The 13,748-nt window shown below is 61.5% G+C and carries 16 protein-coding genes and 1 tRNA gene; 8 read left to right on the top strand and 9 right to left on the bottom strand.

Annotation, left to right across the window (positions count from 1 at the left end):
* Window positions 1-28 precede the first annotated feature (28 nt).
* The 5 genes from DMZ65_RS01475 to DMZ65_RS01455 all read left to right on the top strand — a co-directional run bounded on the left by DMZ65_RS01475 (window position 29) and on the right by DMZ65_RS01455 (window position 3,718).
* The gene (locus DMZ65_RS01475) at window positions 29-958 is read left to right on the top strand and encodes an SPOR domain-containing protein (RefSeq protein ID WP_232824847.1); all 930 of its coding nucleotides are present in this window, start codon (window positions 29-31) and stop codon (window positions 956-958) included.
* Entirely contained in the window at window positions 934-1,968 is a 1,035-nt protein-coding gene (locus tag DMZ65_RS01470) for a glycoside hydrolase family 3 N-terminal domain-containing protein (protein ID WP_232824846.1), read from the top strand. The genes DMZ65_RS01475 and DMZ65_RS01470 overlap by 25 nt, the downstream gene beginning before the upstream one ends.
* Window positions 1,968-2,765 (top strand): segregation and condensation protein A, encoded by a 798-nt coding sequence (locus tag DMZ65_RS01465; RefSeq protein ID WP_116597124.1) that lies wholly within the window; start codon window positions 1,968-1,970, stop codon window positions 2,763-2,765. The genes DMZ65_RS01470 and DMZ65_RS01465 overlap by 1 nt, the downstream gene beginning before the upstream one ends.
* On the top strand, window positions 2,762-3,433 hold the full coding sequence (scpB, locus tag DMZ65_RS01460) for an SMC-Scp complex subunit ScpB (protein ID WP_116597123.1): 672 nt from the start codon (window positions 2,762-2,764) through the stop codon (window positions 3,431-3,433). The genes DMZ65_RS01465 and scpB overlap by 4 nt, the downstream gene beginning before the upstream one ends.
* Before the next feature lie 69 nt (window positions 3,434-3,502).
* Entirely contained in the window at window positions 3,503-3,718 is a 216-nt protein-coding gene (locus tag DMZ65_RS01455; RefSeq protein WP_232824845.1) for a hypothetical protein, read from the top strand.
* Between the two features lie 74 nt (window positions 3,719-3,792).
* On the opposite strand, the gene DMZ65_RS01450 is transcribed toward DMZ65_RS01455, so the two are convergent.
* The 9 genes from DMZ65_RS01450 to DMZ65_RS01410 form a co-directional block, all read right to left on the bottom strand.
* The gene (locus DMZ65_RS01450) at window positions 3,793-4,455 is read right to left on the bottom strand and encodes a DUF1236 domain-containing protein (RefSeq protein ID WP_116597122.1); all 663 of its coding nucleotides are present in this window, start codon (window positions 4,453-4,455) and stop codon (window positions 3,793-3,795) included.
* A gap of 179 nt (window positions 4,456-4,634) precedes the next feature.
* Window positions 4,635-5,708, bottom strand: a complete 1,074-nt coding sequence (locus tag DMZ65_RS01445; RefSeq protein WP_116597121.1) for a 2'-deoxycytidine 5'-triphosphate deaminase — start codon at window positions 5,706-5,708, stop codon at window positions 4,635-4,637.
* 70 nt (window positions 5,709-5,778) lie between these two features.
* A tRNA-Pro gene (locus DMZ65_RS01440) sits at window positions 5,779-5,855 on the bottom strand.
* A gap of 78 nt (window positions 5,856-5,933) precedes the next feature.
* Window positions 5,934-6,989 carry a MerR family transcriptional regulator gene (locus DMZ65_RS19805; protein ID WP_232824844.1) on the bottom strand — a complete coding sequence of 352 codons (1,056 nt, stop codon included), beginning with the start codon at window positions 6,987-6,989 and terminating at the stop codon, window positions 5,934-5,936.
* Window positions 6,990-6,999: 10 nt separating this feature from the next.
* The gene (gene ihfA, locus DMZ65_RS01430) at window positions 7,000-7,302 is read right to left on the bottom strand and encodes an integration host factor subunit alpha (RefSeq protein ID WP_084349849.1); all 303 of its coding nucleotides are present in this window, start codon (window positions 7,300-7,302) and stop codon (window positions 7,000-7,002) included.
* A gap of 83 nt (window positions 7,303-7,385) precedes the next feature.
* The gene (locus DMZ65_RS01425; RefSeq protein WP_116597120.1) at window positions 7,386-8,357 is read right to left on the bottom strand and encodes a beta-ketoacyl-ACP synthase III; all 972 of its coding nucleotides are present in this window, start codon (window positions 8,355-8,357) and stop codon (window positions 7,386-7,388) included.
* On the bottom strand, window positions 8,354-9,460 hold the full coding sequence (plsX, locus tag DMZ65_RS01420; RefSeq protein WP_116597119.1) for a phosphate acyltransferase PlsX: 1,107 nt from the start codon (window positions 9,458-9,460) through the stop codon (window positions 8,354-8,356). Before plsX ends, DMZ65_RS01425 begins: the two co-directional genes overlap by 4 nt.
* A gap of 21 nt (window positions 9,461-9,481) precedes the next feature.
* Window positions 9,482-9,688, bottom strand: coding sequence for a 50S ribosomal protein L32 (rpmF, locus tag DMZ65_RS01415; protein WP_084349852.1), 207 nt, complete (start codon window positions 9,686-9,688; stop codon window positions 9,482-9,484).
* Between the two features lie 170 nt (window positions 9,689-9,858).
* Window positions 9,859-10,425 carry a YceD family protein gene (locus DMZ65_RS01410; RefSeq protein WP_116597118.1) on the bottom strand — a complete coding sequence of 189 codons (567 nt, stop codon included), beginning with the start codon at window positions 10,423-10,425 and terminating at the stop codon, window positions 9,859-9,861.
* Between the two features lie 86 nt (window positions 10,426-10,511).
* Between DMZ65_RS01410 and DMZ65_RS01405 the strand changes: the two genes are divergently transcribed.
* The 3 genes from DMZ65_RS01405 to DMZ65_RS01395 all read left to right on the top strand — a co-directional run bounded on the left by DMZ65_RS01405 (window position 10,512) and on the right by DMZ65_RS01395 (window position 13,731).
* The gene (locus DMZ65_RS01405; protein ID WP_116597117.1) at window positions 10,512-10,973 is read left to right on the top strand and encodes an outer membrane protein assembly factor BamE; all 462 of its coding nucleotides are present in this window, start codon (window positions 10,512-10,514) and stop codon (window positions 10,971-10,973) included.
* 59 nt (window positions 10,974-11,032) lie between these two features.
* Entirely contained in the window at window positions 11,033-11,788 is a 756-nt protein-coding gene (locus DMZ65_RS01400; RefSeq protein WP_438942692.1) for a GNAT family N-acetyltransferase, read from the top strand.
* A gap of 122 nt (window positions 11,789-11,910) precedes the next feature.
* A complete protein-coding gene (locus tag DMZ65_RS01395; RefSeq protein WP_116597115.1) occupies window positions 11,911-13,731 on the top strand; it encodes an ABC-F family ATP-binding cassette domain-containing protein in 1,821 nt (606 codons plus the stop codon).
* Window positions 13,732-13,748 lie beyond the last annotated feature (17 nt).

The raw sequence follows: 13,748 nt of genomic DNA, 5'->3' as shown, positions 1-13,748 counted from the left end.
TACCAGCGTCCGGGGCAGAGAGGCAGACATGGCGGAAATGCAGATGACCGGGCACGGCAACGGGCCCTCGTCAGCCCATGGATTTACGACGATGGCCAATTGGGCCGGCGCGGCAGTGTCGATGGCACTGCTGGTCGGCGTCGGGATCTGGGGCTACAAACTGATCATGCGCGACGTGAGCGGCGTGCCTGTGGTGCGCGCGGCCGAGGGGCCAATGCGTGTGGCACCGGACAATCCCGGCGGCAGTTCTGCGGCGCATCAGGGCCTGGCCGTCAATCAGATTGCCGGCACAGGCACCTCCGCACCGCCGCCGGATCAACTGACGCTTGCGCCACGACCGCTTGATCTGGCGCAGGAGGACGCCCCGCAACCGATGCTGTCTGCCAAGGCAGACAACGCATCCGACCGTGACATGAACGCCCGGTTGCAGCTTTCAGAGGACAGCAAAGCCGAGCCGGGTTCTGACGCGGCGATCCAGTCGCTGGCAGATCAGATCGCGGCGGATGCAGCGGCCAAACTCAACGCTGGCGCGGAGGGCGGAGGCGCTGCGTTCGAGGTAGAAGAGGCTTCCGCCGCGCCGCGTTTCGCGGGATCCCTGACGCGTTCGCTTCGTCCACGCCTGCGGCCTCAGGATCTTCGGGCGGTGTCATTGGCGGCGGTGCCTGTCAGCCAGACGGTGGCAGAGCTTGCGCCCGAAACCATCGCGGCCGGAACACCTGTCGTGCAGCTTGGGGCCTTTGACAGCGCAGAGATTGCCCGCGCCGAATGGGACCGGCTGAGCGGCCGGTTCAGCGATTTTCTGGAAGATAAATCACGGGTCGTTCAGAAAGCAAACTCGGGCGGGCGGACGTTCTATCGGCTGCGTGCGCATGGGTTCGTCGACATAAACGACGCGCGCAGGTTATGTGCTGCGTTGCAGGCCGGGAGAGCCGAGTGCATTCCGGTAACAACGCGCTGAGACCCGTAGCGACGGGCAAGGGAGCGGCCATTTTGGGCTGCGCCGGGACAGTCTTGCAGGCTGAAGAGCATCGTTTTTTCGCGCAAGCCGATCCGTTCGGATTCATCCTGTTTTCCCGAAACCTAGAGACGCCGGATCAAGTCCGGCGTCTGTGCCGCGATCTTCGAGGGGCCGTCGGCCGGGATGCACCGATCCTGATTGATCAGGAAGGCGGGCGGGTGCAACGATTGCGCGCGCCACTGGCCCGTGACTGGACGCCACCGCTTGATTTTGCCGCGGTCGCCGGTCCGCGTGCGGCCGAGGCGATGCGCCTGCGCTATGCGATCATCGCGGCGGAACTGCGCGCGCTTGGCATCGACAGCAATTGCGCACCGATGGTTGATATTGCCCGGCCGGACACGCATGCGTTTCTGCGCAACCGCTGCTATGGCGAGACCCTGAACACGGTGGTTGCCCTCGGGCGGGCCGTGGCCGAAGGCACGCTGGCGGGCGGTTGCCTGCCGGTGGTCAAACACATCCCCGGCCATGGGTTGGCGCAACTGGACAGCCATCTCGATCTTCCGCGCATTTCTGCCGATCGCGCCACGCTTCAGGCGCAGGACTTTGCCGCGTTTCGGGCACTGCGCGACCTGCCGATGGGAATGACGGCGCATCTGGTCTATGAGGCCTATGACGAGGCACCTGCCACGATCTCGCCGTTGATGATGGCACTGATCCGTGGCGAGATCGGCTTTGGCGGGCTGATCATGACCGACGACATATCGATGCAGGCGCTGTCCGGCAGCGTCGCTGACCGGGGGGCGGCGGCCCAAAAAGCAGGCTGCGATGTGATCTTGCATTGCAACGGCGAGCTGGCGGAAATGCGGGCGCTGATGGGCGCGCTGGACCCGCTTGCCGGGCTGGCGAAGGATCGCGCAGCCGACGCAATTGCCGCGCGGCCTGACGCCACGACAGTTAACATCGAAGCGCTCAGCGCCAAGCTGGACGCGCTTCTTGGGGATGTCGCATAATGGCGGAAGAGGATGTCGAAAACACGACCGCGCATCTCAGCGTCGCGGAACGGCTGGCGTCAGAGGCGCTGATCGTTGACGTCGACGGGTTTGAAGGCCCGCTTGATCTGCTGCTGACGCTCAGCCGGACGCAAAAGGTGGATCTGCGCAAGATCTCGGTGCTGGATCTGGCGCGGCAATATCTGTCCTTTGTGGACAAGGCCAAGACGCTGCGGATCGAGCTGGCCGCCGATTATCTGGTGATGGCCGCCTGGCTTGCGTTTTTGAAGTCCCGGTTGCTTCTGCCGCCGGACCCTACCGAGGAAGGCCCCTCGGGTGAGGAACTGGCCGCGCATCTGGCCTTTCAACTGGAGAGACTGCAAGCCATGCGCGATGCCGCAGCGCGATTGATGGCACGCGACCGTCTGGGGCGTGAGATCTTCGTGCGCGGCTTGCCGGAATCCGTGGAACGCGTTCGCAAAGTGCATTACACGGCCACACTTCTGGACCTGATGCAGGGATATGCCCGAATACGCACGCGTGACGAGTTCCGACCCTTTGTCATGGACCGGGATCATGTCTTCACGATGGAACAGGCGCTGGAACGCATGCGCGGCCTGATCGGGTTTGCCGGAACCTGGACCGAGATTTCCAACTATATGCCCGATGGCTGGAGCGACGACCCCATCCGCCGGCGTTCCGCCACGGCTGCGACTTTTGCGGCCTCACTGGAATTGGCAAAAGAGGGTAAGGTCGAGATCCGCCAATCCGAAAGCTTTGCCCCGATCCAGCTGCGTCGAAGGGATCCCAGAGAATGAACAAAGAGGCCGAAGCACCTGAAGACGTAGAGAAAAGCCTTTTTGAAGCGCCGCCAATTGCCGAACAGGAACGGATGGTCGAGGCGATCCTTTTTGCCACGTCCGAACCCGTGACCGTGCGAGAGCTTGAGGCGCGCATGCCGCATGGATGCGACCCTGCCGAAGCACTTGCGCATTTGCGCAAACGCTATGAAGGGCGCGGCGTGCGGGTGGTGCGGGTGGGCGATGCCTGGGCGGTTCGCACGGCCCCGGACCTTGCGTTTCTGATGCAGAAGGAAACCGTCGAGACGCGCAAACTGTCACGCGCTGCGATCGAGACCCTGGCGATCATCTCGTACCACCAGCCTGTGACCCGTGCGGAAATCGAAGAAATCCGGGGCGTCTCGGTCAGTCGGGGGACTGTCGATCAACTGCTGGAGATGGAATGGATCCGGTTCGGGCGACGCAAGATGACACCGGGACGGCCCGTGACCTTTGTCGTCACACAGAATTTTCTGGACCATTTCGGACTGGAATCGGCCCGCGATCTGCCGGGGCTGAAGGAACTGCGCGCTGCCGGATTGTTGGAAAATCGTCCGCCCCCAAGCATGATGCCGAAAACTGGCGAAGGCGATGTCGATGCCGAGGAAGAAACCGCCGAGGGCCAAAGCGAGTTGTTCGAAGATTGACCGTCTGCGTTATGCTAACAGACTGGCAGGGCCGAAACGCCGGCATTCGCAAACGAACAGGAGAGTGACATGAATGCAGACCGGATCTTGCAGAGGATCTTTCGGATGGTGACGCGTCGGCTGATCGGGCGCGGCGTCAATGCGGGGATCGACAAGGCGATGGGACCGAAAAAACCACAGGAAAACTTGACGCCGGAAGAGCGAAAACAGCGTCGCAAAATGCGTCAGCAGACAAGACAGGCCAAGCAGGCGATGCGCGCGACCCGGAAAATCCGGCGGTTTTGAACGACGTGGGACGTGAATAAGGGCGACGCCACGACGCCGCCCTTTTGTATTGCCAGGTCACAAGTATCTCAGCTTCAGCGGACAACCGTAACAATGCGGCGGTTCTCCGGGTTCACCAGAACATATTGCTCGTTCACGTTGATGTAGTCGTAGTCGCTTTCGGGCACAGAATAGAGTTCGACTTCCTGCGGGATGCCCGCGCCAACAGCGACCTCACCGTTCAGATAGACCGGATCGACCGGATTCTTCTCGACATAGGTCACGGTCGTTTCATCAAGCGTGGAGGCAGCGCCAGTCATGCCGCCAAGCACGGCCCCTGCGGCAACTGCCGCCGGACCGCCGACCAGCAGCGAGCCTGCTGCGGCACCCCAAGTTCCGCCCGCTGCGGCACCCAGGGCCTTGTTGCCCTCTTCATGTTCGACAATGGCAACATCCATGTCATCCTGGTTTTCGTAAATCACCACTGGCTCATTCTCGCCTGGCGTTGTCAGATACGCCGAATAAGCCCATCCGGTGGTGCCATCATAGCTGACCTCGCACCAATCGCCACTGTCGAGGCATCCCTCGACCGTCACTTCGTCCTCGGCCGCAATGACCTCTTCGATCTGGAATTGCGGTCCGGGCCCTGCGCGCAGGTTCAGATCCGTGGTGGCGTTCGCGCTGAGAGCTGCGGCAACAGGGGCTGCGGCCAAGCCTGTCAGGGCGGTGGTTGCGAGTGCGAGTTTCATCGGTTTCATTTTGGTCTCTCCTACTTTGGATCGTCCGAAAAGGGCATTGCCTTCTCGACGCCCCAATGACGAAGAGCCGTTCGGTGTTCCTGAATAATCCCGACAGTTTTTTTGCAGCAGCAGGTTCTTGCTGACACGTCCTTCAAATGGCAAATCTTCGCCGGATGGCTGGGCTGACCGGAACCTGCCTAGCTGCGAAAATGTTTGGCCAGCTTCAGCCCCTGACCCTGGTAGTTTGACTTGATGCCCTGACCATAAAGTTGTGCGGGTATCTCGGCCATTTTCTCATAGACCAAACGTCCGACGATCTGTCCGTGCTCCAGCACGAAGGGTGCCTCATGGCAGCGCACTTCAAGCACGCCGCGTGCCCCGGCACCGCCCGCCAGCGCGTAGCCAAAGCCGGGATCGAAGAAGCCTGCGTAATGCACGCGGAACTCTCCGACCATGGCCAGATAGGGTGCCATTTCGGCGGCGTGGCTGGGCGGGATGGTCACGGCTTCGCGACTGACAAGGATGTAGAACGCGCCGGGATCAAGGATGATGCGACCATTGGTGCTGCGCACATCCTCCCAGAATTCTGCGGGATCGTAATGGTCGATCAGATCAAGATCGATCACGCCGGTGTGGGGCTTGGCGCGGTAGCCGACCAGATCGCCACTGTCCGGTTTAAGATCGACCGAAAAGCCCAGGCCTTCGTCGATCACCGGGGGACAATCGACCAGCGGGCTGTCATCGTGCAGCGCGCGCAGGGCGACATCGTCCAGAACGGCCTGACCTTCACGGAACCGGATCTGGTTCAGTCGCATTCCGGGACGCACAAGAACCGAAAAACTGCGCGGGCAAATCTCGGCATAAAGCGGGCCGGCATAGCCGGTGGAGATTCGGTCAAACTCGGTGCCGCCATCGGTAATCGCGCGGGTCAGCAGGTCCAGCCGTCCGGTCGAGCTTTTGGCGTTTGCCACGGCCTGAACGTCATCGGGCAGGGCAAGCCGCTCCATCAACGGCACGACATAGACGCAGCCTTTTTCCAGAACGGCACCGCCGGTCAGATCGATCTCGTGCATCTTGAACTCGTCGATCCGCTCAGTGACCTTGCGTCCATGTCCGGCAAGGAAAGAGGCACGCACGCGGTAGGCGACGGTGCCCAACCGCAAATCAAGGCTGGCGGGCTGTACCTGACCATCCAGAAATTCCGTATCGGCGGCAATCGCTCCGCCGTCGATCATGTTCTGGATCTGCTGGCTGGGAATGACGCCGGTCATGTGCTTCTCCGAAAAATGCTCTGGCTCTTATAAAAAACGCCCGGGCCAAGAAGCCACGGGCGATTTTGTTTGGTCGGGCTAGCAGGACTCGAACCTGCGACCTTCCGTCCCCCAGACGGACGCGCTACCAGGCTGCGCTATAGCCCGACATAGGGCGCTTCTTACTGTTTCTGGCGCTGTGAGCAAGCCCAAAATCCCGGCTTTGTGAAAAACCATGGCCCGGTGTCAGTGGTTGAAGGAACGGTCGTTGATCTCGCGCAGTCGCTCGGCGACGTCATTGATCTTCACGGCGTCCTCCAGTGTCAGGCGATGGAGACGCGACAGAAGCGTCAACGCGCCGGGCTGCGCCTTGATCTTCGCATCCGGCGGGACAAAGGCGACTTCGGTCATCTGCGCCCCGGAGGCGGGTTCTGGATCGTGCTGCGGATCAGGGATGACATCCTCGATGTGATCTGCGTCTTCCGGTGCATCGGCAAGCTTTGGCTCTTCCGCGACAGGGGTCGGCGTTTCGGGGGGCAAATTCGGCTCTGGGTGTTCTGAGCCGGGATCGGAAAAGGTCGGGCTGGTCAGAAATTCCGGCAAGTCGGCGGTGTCAGCAGCGGGTATCGCGGCTTCTTGCAAAGGTTCGTCCCGTTGCGCGGCCTTCATATCCGTCGGAAGATCCGGACGGTGTTCGGGGGCCGTCAAAGGCGAGGCACCCTCATCTGGCTCAGAGGGCCGTTCGGCTTGCGCCGACGTTTGTGCAACCATATTCGGTTCCGGCGACGGAGCTTTCTGGGCGACAGGTTGGGAAGCAGCCATCTCCGTTGGAATGTCCACAGGAGCTGACGGCGCTTGCGCCTCCGGGTTTGGCGGCTCAGTCACCGGGGGTGGAAGGTCCGCACTGGTTTCAGCAGGGGATGCACCATGGGAAGGCGTCTCGCGCACACCGAAGGGCACGACGGTGCCTTCGGCTTCGGCCATCTCGTGAAACGGAGCAGGCTCGATTTCGGGTTCCATTGTATGGTCAATGGCTTGCGACAGTTTCGAAACCTTGCGCACACCCTGTTCGCGCAGTATTTTCTGCACACCCTTGATGGTCATGCCATCGTCGTGCAGCAGTTTCTTGATGCCGCCGATCAGTTCCATATCGGCGGGACGATAATATCTGCGCCCGCCGGCACGTTTGACCGGTTTCACTTGGGTGAATTTACTCTCCCAGAACCGCAGCACATGCGCGGGTGTTTCCAGCCACTCGGCGACTTCGCTGATCGTGCGGAACGCGTCGGGCGATTTGCTCATCGCTCAGGCCTCAGCTTTTATTGCCTGCGGCGACGCGATCTTTCATCAGATGCGAAGGCCGAAAGGTCAGCACGCGGCGCGGCTGGATCGGCACTTCTTCGCCGGTTTTCGGATTGCGGCCGATGCGGGCCGCCTTGCCGCGCACGCTGAATGTGCCGAAAGACGAGATCTTCACCTGCTCGCCCTCGACAAGCGAATCAGAAATATGCCCCAGAACGCTTTCAACAAGTTCAGCAGATTCATTGCGTGACAAGCCGACTTCGCGGAAAACCGCTTCGCTCAGATCCATCCGCGTTAATGTTTTTTCGCTCATCACATCCCTCCGGTTTCCGCAGAGAATGCGGCAGAGCATTTTCCGAGTCAATATCAATGGGTTGCAGAGGTGCGTTTATGCGCCTACCAGCGCAGCACAACCGACCCCCATGCAAGGCCTCCGCCGATCGCCTCGGTGACCAGAAGATCGCCGGTCTTGATCTGTCCGCGCGCCTTGCCGACCGACAATGCCAGCGGGATCGACGCGGCCGACGTATTGCCATGGTCCTGCACGGTGACGACCACGTTATCCATCGACAGGCCCATCTTGCGGGCGGTGCCCTGAATGATACGGATATTCGCCTGATGCGGTACGATCCAGTCAATATCGCTGCCGCTCAATCCGATCTTCCCAAGCGCGGTGGCGGCGGTGGCGGCGAGCTTTTCAATCGCGTGGCGAAAGACTTCTTTGCCTTCCATGCGCAGATAGCCGGTCGTATTCGTCGAAACGCCACCATCGACATACAGAATATCGCGGTAATTCCCGTCAGAGTTCAGATCGACCGACAGGATGCCCCGGTCGGCATTGTCGCCGGTGCCGTCCTGCGCCTCGAGAATCATCGCGCCTGCACCGTCGCCGAACAGCACACAGGTTGAGCGGTCGGTCCAATCCATGATCCGGCTGAACGTCTCGGCACCGATCACCATGACACGCTTGACCTGACCGGACACGATCAGCGCGTTGGCATTGGCCATCGCAAAGACGAAGCCCGCACAGACCGCCTGGACGTCAAAGGCAAACCCCTGTCGCATGCCAAGCTGGGCCTGCACCATCGTCGCGGCAGAAGGGAAGGTGAGGTCAGCGGTGGATGTCGCAACGATCAGCGCATCAAGATCGTCCGGCGTCAGCCCGGCATCATCCAGGGCGGCTTGCGCGGCCTGGGTTGCGAGGTTCGAGGTCGTCTGGCCTTCGGCGGCGAAATGTCGCCGCTCTATCCCCGACCGCGCGCGAATCCATTCGTCAGAAGTGTCGAGCGACTTCTCGAATTCCGAATTGGGCACTACCCGTTCGGGCAGGTAGTGGCCGATCCCGGCCACTACGGCGCGCTTTGTCATGGTGTCTTTCCGTTTTCTTCGTCGTCAGGTGGCGCATGGTGGGCTTGCGGAGCGGTAGATGCAACCCGTGCGGCGAGTTTGTGAGAAAAACCGGAAAGTGCGAGTTGTTCTGCCAGCCGCACAGCGGCCGCGACACCGGTGGCATCGGCGGCCCCGTGTGATTTCACAACCGTGCCGTTGAGGCCCAGAAAGACGCCGCCATTCACCCGTCGCGGGTCAATACGCTTGCGCAGCCGCTTCAGCGAACTGAGCGCGAGGATCGAGGCCAGCCGTGAAAGAAGGGAGTAAGCAAAGGCTTCTTTCAGCAGGTCACCGATCAGGCTGGCGGTGCCTTCCCCGGTTTTCAGGGCAACATTGCCGGTAAATCCATCCGTGACGATCACGTCAGCGACATCGCCGGGAAGATCGCCGCCCTCGACGAATCCGACGAAGTTGAAACTCGCCTCTTCGGCCTGTGCGCCGATCAGGTCATGGGCTTCTTTCAGCTCTGCACGGCCCTTGTGTTCCTCGGTCCCGACATTCAGCAGCCCGACTCGGGGATGCGCTATGCCCATGCCGTTGCGGGCGTAGGAGGTGCCCATAAGTGCGTATTGCAGAAGGTCATGTGCGTCGGCGCGAATATCGGCGCCCACATCCAGCATCACGTTGAATCCGGACGCGCTGCGCGAGGGCCAGAGCACGGCAATGGCGGGGCGGTTGACGCCGGGCAGCTTGCGCAGGCGCACCATCGACAGCGCCATCAGCGCGCCGGTATTGCCGCAACTGACGCAAACCGTCGCTTCGCCCGCGCGCACCGAATCAATGGCAGACCACATCGAGGTGTTCTTGCCGTTGCGCATAACCTGGGCGGGCTTGTCTTCCATGGTGACAACGCCGGTCGCGTCGCGAATCTCACAGCGTCCCGCCAGATCCTTGCGCTTGGCGACCAGTCGCTCAAGCTCTTCGGCGGGGCCGTGCAGAAGAAACCGCAGGTTCGGACTTTTGTCTGCGGCCAGAGAAATACCGGCGACAACTGCCACCGGTCCCCGGTCGCCACCCATGGCGTCGATCGAAACAACGGTCGGCCCGGATCCGTTTCCGGTTGTGTCGTGCAAACCGGTCATGAAGGGCCGCGGGTCCTGACGTTAAGCTGCGTCGTCTTCCAGGTCGATCTCGTCCGCCTGCGCGATCACTTCGCGCTCGGCGTAGTGGCCACATGCGGGGCAGACGTGGTGCGGACGCTTGAGTTCGCCGCAATTGTCGCATTCGTTCGGGTTGGCTGCAACCAGCGAGTCATGCGCGCGACGGTTGTTGCGGCGCGATTTGGATACTTTGTTCTGTTGGACGGCCATGTCTCAACCTCGGTCTATATTCGGGGGCATGGCGGTCATGCCCGGTGTCATTCAACTGTGCCGCGCCTCTTAGTGTGGAAGCGGGGTCTGGCACAAGCCCTGAAATCGGGTGAAGGCGCGAAAATACAGTGAAATCATCTGCGCGCAAGGGATTCGTGCCATTGCGGTGACTATTCTTTGTCCTTGAGCTTGTCGCGCAGGCCGGCAAGGCCGGCAAGGCCGGCAAAGGGTTTGACGTCCTCATCCGACATCGGTGTGACGCCGGGCTCGGCAAAGACCGCGCGTTCCAGTTCGGCATCGGCGGCGCGGGGATAGGGCGGCAGGGCCAGAGACAGGGCCTCGGCCATCACCGCGCCTGCATCTATGACATCGCGCAATGGTTCGATCGTGTCATCCTCGGGCATTTCAAGCTCGGACCCTGATTCTGGCTGATCGTCGGCTGAAACGGGTTCGTATTTTCGCAACACCGGCTCGTCGATACGGGTGACGACCGGTGCAAGCGTCACAATGCATGATTGCACGACCGTCGCGCCCAGCTTGCCTTCCAGCCGCCAGCCGCGTCGTCCGATGGGCGCGAGGCTGCCCGCAAAGGTCAGCTTGCGGATCGCTTCGATGCCCAGTGCCTGCGCCAATTCGGCGCGGGCCGCAGCGTCGGGGGTCAATGAAAATGGTGTCGGGTGCCGGGTTGAGAGTGCTGCCGCACGAAAAATCCCTGCGTCTTCCGGATGATCTGCCATGAAAGCGTGCGCTTCCTTTCTTGAACGGGGTGCATTCCTTCTGTAATCGGGATAGAAGGGCAGACGGGCCAAGGCAAGAGGGCAGAATGCAAGGCAGGATTATCGGGCTGAAAGCGGCAATTGGCGGCGCAGCACTTCTGTTTCTCGGGGCTTGCGTGGCGCAGCATCGCAGCCATGGTTATGTGCCGCCGGAGGACGTGTTGTCAGAAATCGTGGTTGGGGTGGATACCCGGGCCACGGTCGAGGATGTGGCCGGCGTGCCGTCAACGACCGGCGTGCAGAATGACAGCGGCTTTTATTACGTTGAAAGCGAAGTGCGGCGTTTTGCCTACAGGAAGCCCGAGGTGATCGACCGCACCGTTCTGGCGATTTCCTTCGACCAGGCGGGCGTGGTCACGAATATTGAACGCTACGGGCTGGAAGACGGCCGTGTCGTGCCGCTTACGCGCCGCATTACCCGAACCACCGATGGCGATATCAGCTTCATTCGCAAACTCTTCGGGAATGTCGGACGTCTGTCGGCTGCGGATTTGCTCGGCGACGGCTGAGGGCCTGCGCCGCCGTCTCGCCGTATGATCGGCATGTGCCTTTCGCGTGCGGAGGGAGTGTGAGTGATAGGTTGATGAAGATGATCCGCTGCGGGCGCTACCAGGTGAGGATTGCCGAAACCCCGCAAGATATTCGGGCGGCACAGTCGCTGCGGCAACTGGCGTTTCGTGGTCGTGCGGCAACAGACGCTTGGGATGAAGACATCTTTGACTCGGTATTTTCGCATATGCTGGTCGAGGTGCAGGTGACCGGGCAGGTGGTTTGCTGTTACCGATTCTTGGTGCTGCAATCCGGGGCGGAAATCCAACAGGGCTATGTGGCCCAGTTTTACGATCTGTCCGCGCTGTCGCGTCTTGACGGTCGGATGGTCGAGATGGGCCGGTTTTGCAGCCGTCCCGGCCTGTATGATCCGGACATCTTGCGCTTGGCATGGGCCGCGATAACGCGTCTGGTTGACCAGCACGATGTCACGATGTTGTTCGGATGTGCGTCCTTACCGGGGACAGAGGCGACGCTTCATCGTGACAGTCTGGCCGTTCTGGCAGCGCGGTATGTGGCACCAGACCGCTGGCGTCCGGGGCGCAAGGCGGCAGAGGTCGTCAGGTCGTGGCCTGACGACGGGGGGGGATTCGACGAACAGTCGGGGTTGCAGCGAATGCCGTCCTTGCTGCGAAGCTATCTGCAAATGGGCGGAAAGGTCAGCGATCATGCCGTGGTCGACCGCGACATGAACACGCTGCATGTGTTTACGGGTGTCGAGATCAGCGCCATTCCGGCCGCACGAAAACGGTTATTGCGGGCGATGGTGGGCTAAACTGATTTGTCCGTGGCGCGTGCCGCTTGCAAATCCGGCCGGGCGGCTGATTTGCTGGTTTACCGACACGCGAACAGCCACACGGCCTTGACCTTTCGACCTCGCGGGCCTAGCGGAGCGGCATGGCACAAGCTCCTCTTTTACAACTCTCCGATATCGCGCTGACCTTTGGCGGCGACCCGGTTTTCGACGATCTTTCGCTGGTGGTTCATCCGGGGGACCGAGTGGCACTGGTCGGGCGCAACGGATCTGGCAAATCCACCTTGATGAAGGTCATGGCCGGGCTGGTCGAGGTTGACACAGGGACCCGTGTTGTCAGCCCCGGCGTCAGCGTTGGATATATGGAGCAGGAACCGGACCTGACGGGGTTCGAAACGCTCGGCGATTTTGCCGCATATGGGCTGGAGCCGGGCGAAATGTATATGGTGGAACGCGCGGGTGAGGGGCTGAAATTCGACCCCGACCGCCTGATCCGGTCTGCCTCTGGCGGTGAACGGCGGCGGGCTGCACTGGCGCGCTTGATGGCTGGCAGGCCGGAACTGATGCTGCTGGATGAGCCGACCAACCATCTGGATATCGAGGCGATCGGCTGGCTGGAGACGGAACTGAAAACCACCCGTGCTGCCTTTGTCCTGATCTCGCATGATCGGCGCTTTCTGACCGAACTGACCCGTGCGACCTTGTGGATCGACCGGGGGCAGGTGCGGCGGCAGGAAACCGGCTTTGGCGGATTCGAGGCGTGGCGCGACAAGATCTGGGAGGAAGAAGACCAGAGCCGCCACAAGCTGAACCGCAAGATCAAGGCCGAGGCGCGTTGGGCCGTCGAAGGCATCAGCGCCCGGCGCAAGCGCAATATGGGTCGGGTTCGTGCGCTTCAGGATCTGCGGGCAGAGCGCGCGGGCATGATCCGGCGGCAGGGCACGGCAGCGATGGATCTGGCGGCTGGCCCGAAATCCGGCAAGAAGGTGATCGAGGCCGAGGGAATCGCCAAGGCGTTCGGCGACGTGCCGATCTTGCGGAGCTTTGATCTGAAGGTGCAGCGCGGCGATCGTGTGGCCTTTGTCGGACCCAACGGGGTGGGCAAGACCACCTTGATCCGCATGCTGACCGGAGAGATCGAGCCGGATGCAGGCAAGGTGTCGCTGGGCACCAATCTCGCCATGGCAGTGTTTGACCAAAGCCGTGCGCAGCTTGATCCGAACATGACGCTGTGGGACAGCTTGACCGGCGACCCCGACATGCGCGTCAGCGGCAAGGCCGATCAGATCATGGTCCGCGGACAGCCGAAACATGTGGTGGGCTATCTCAAGGAATTCCTGTTCGACGATGCGCAGGCGCGCGCACCCGTCCGGTCGCTGTCGGGGGGCGAAAAGGCGCGGCTGTTGCTGGCCAAGATAATGGCGCGCGAATCGAACCTGCTGGTGCTGGACGAACCGACCAACGATCTGGATGTCGAGACGCTGGATCTGTTGCAGGACATCCTTGGCGATTATCCGGGCACCGTGCTTCTGGTCAGCCACGACCGCGATTTCATCGACCGGGTCGCCACGAGCACCGTGGCGATGGAAGGTAACGGGCGCGCCACCATCTACGCCGGCGGGTGGAGCGATTATCAATCCCAGAAAGCAGGCTCTGATGGCGGGGCCGTTTCGGGGGGTGCGAAGCAGAAGAACAAGCCGAGCAAGCCTGCCGCCAGTGCTTCAAGACCCGCGCCCAACCAGTTGAGTTTTACCGAAAAGCACCGGCTGGACGCGTTGCCAAAACTGCTGGAGCGTCTGGAAGCCGAGATCGGCAAGCTGGAGGAATACCTCTCTGCGCCAGATATGTTCACCGCTGAGCCGCTGAAATTCAAGAAGGCGACCGAAGCCTTGGCAGAACGTCAGCAGGCGCTTGCCGCGGCAGAGGAAGAATGGCTGGAGCTGGCCGAGAAGGCGGAAAGCTGAAAATAACTACAGATCAG

The organism is Primorskyibacter marinus (assembly GCF_003313245.1).
Classification (GTDB): domain Bacteria; phylum Pseudomonadota; class Alphaproteobacteria; order Rhodobacterales; family Rhodobacteraceae; genus Primorskyibacter; species Primorskyibacter marinus.
Note: the sequence above shows the minus strand (reverse complement) of the source record. Positions and strands in the feature narration are given on the sequence as shown.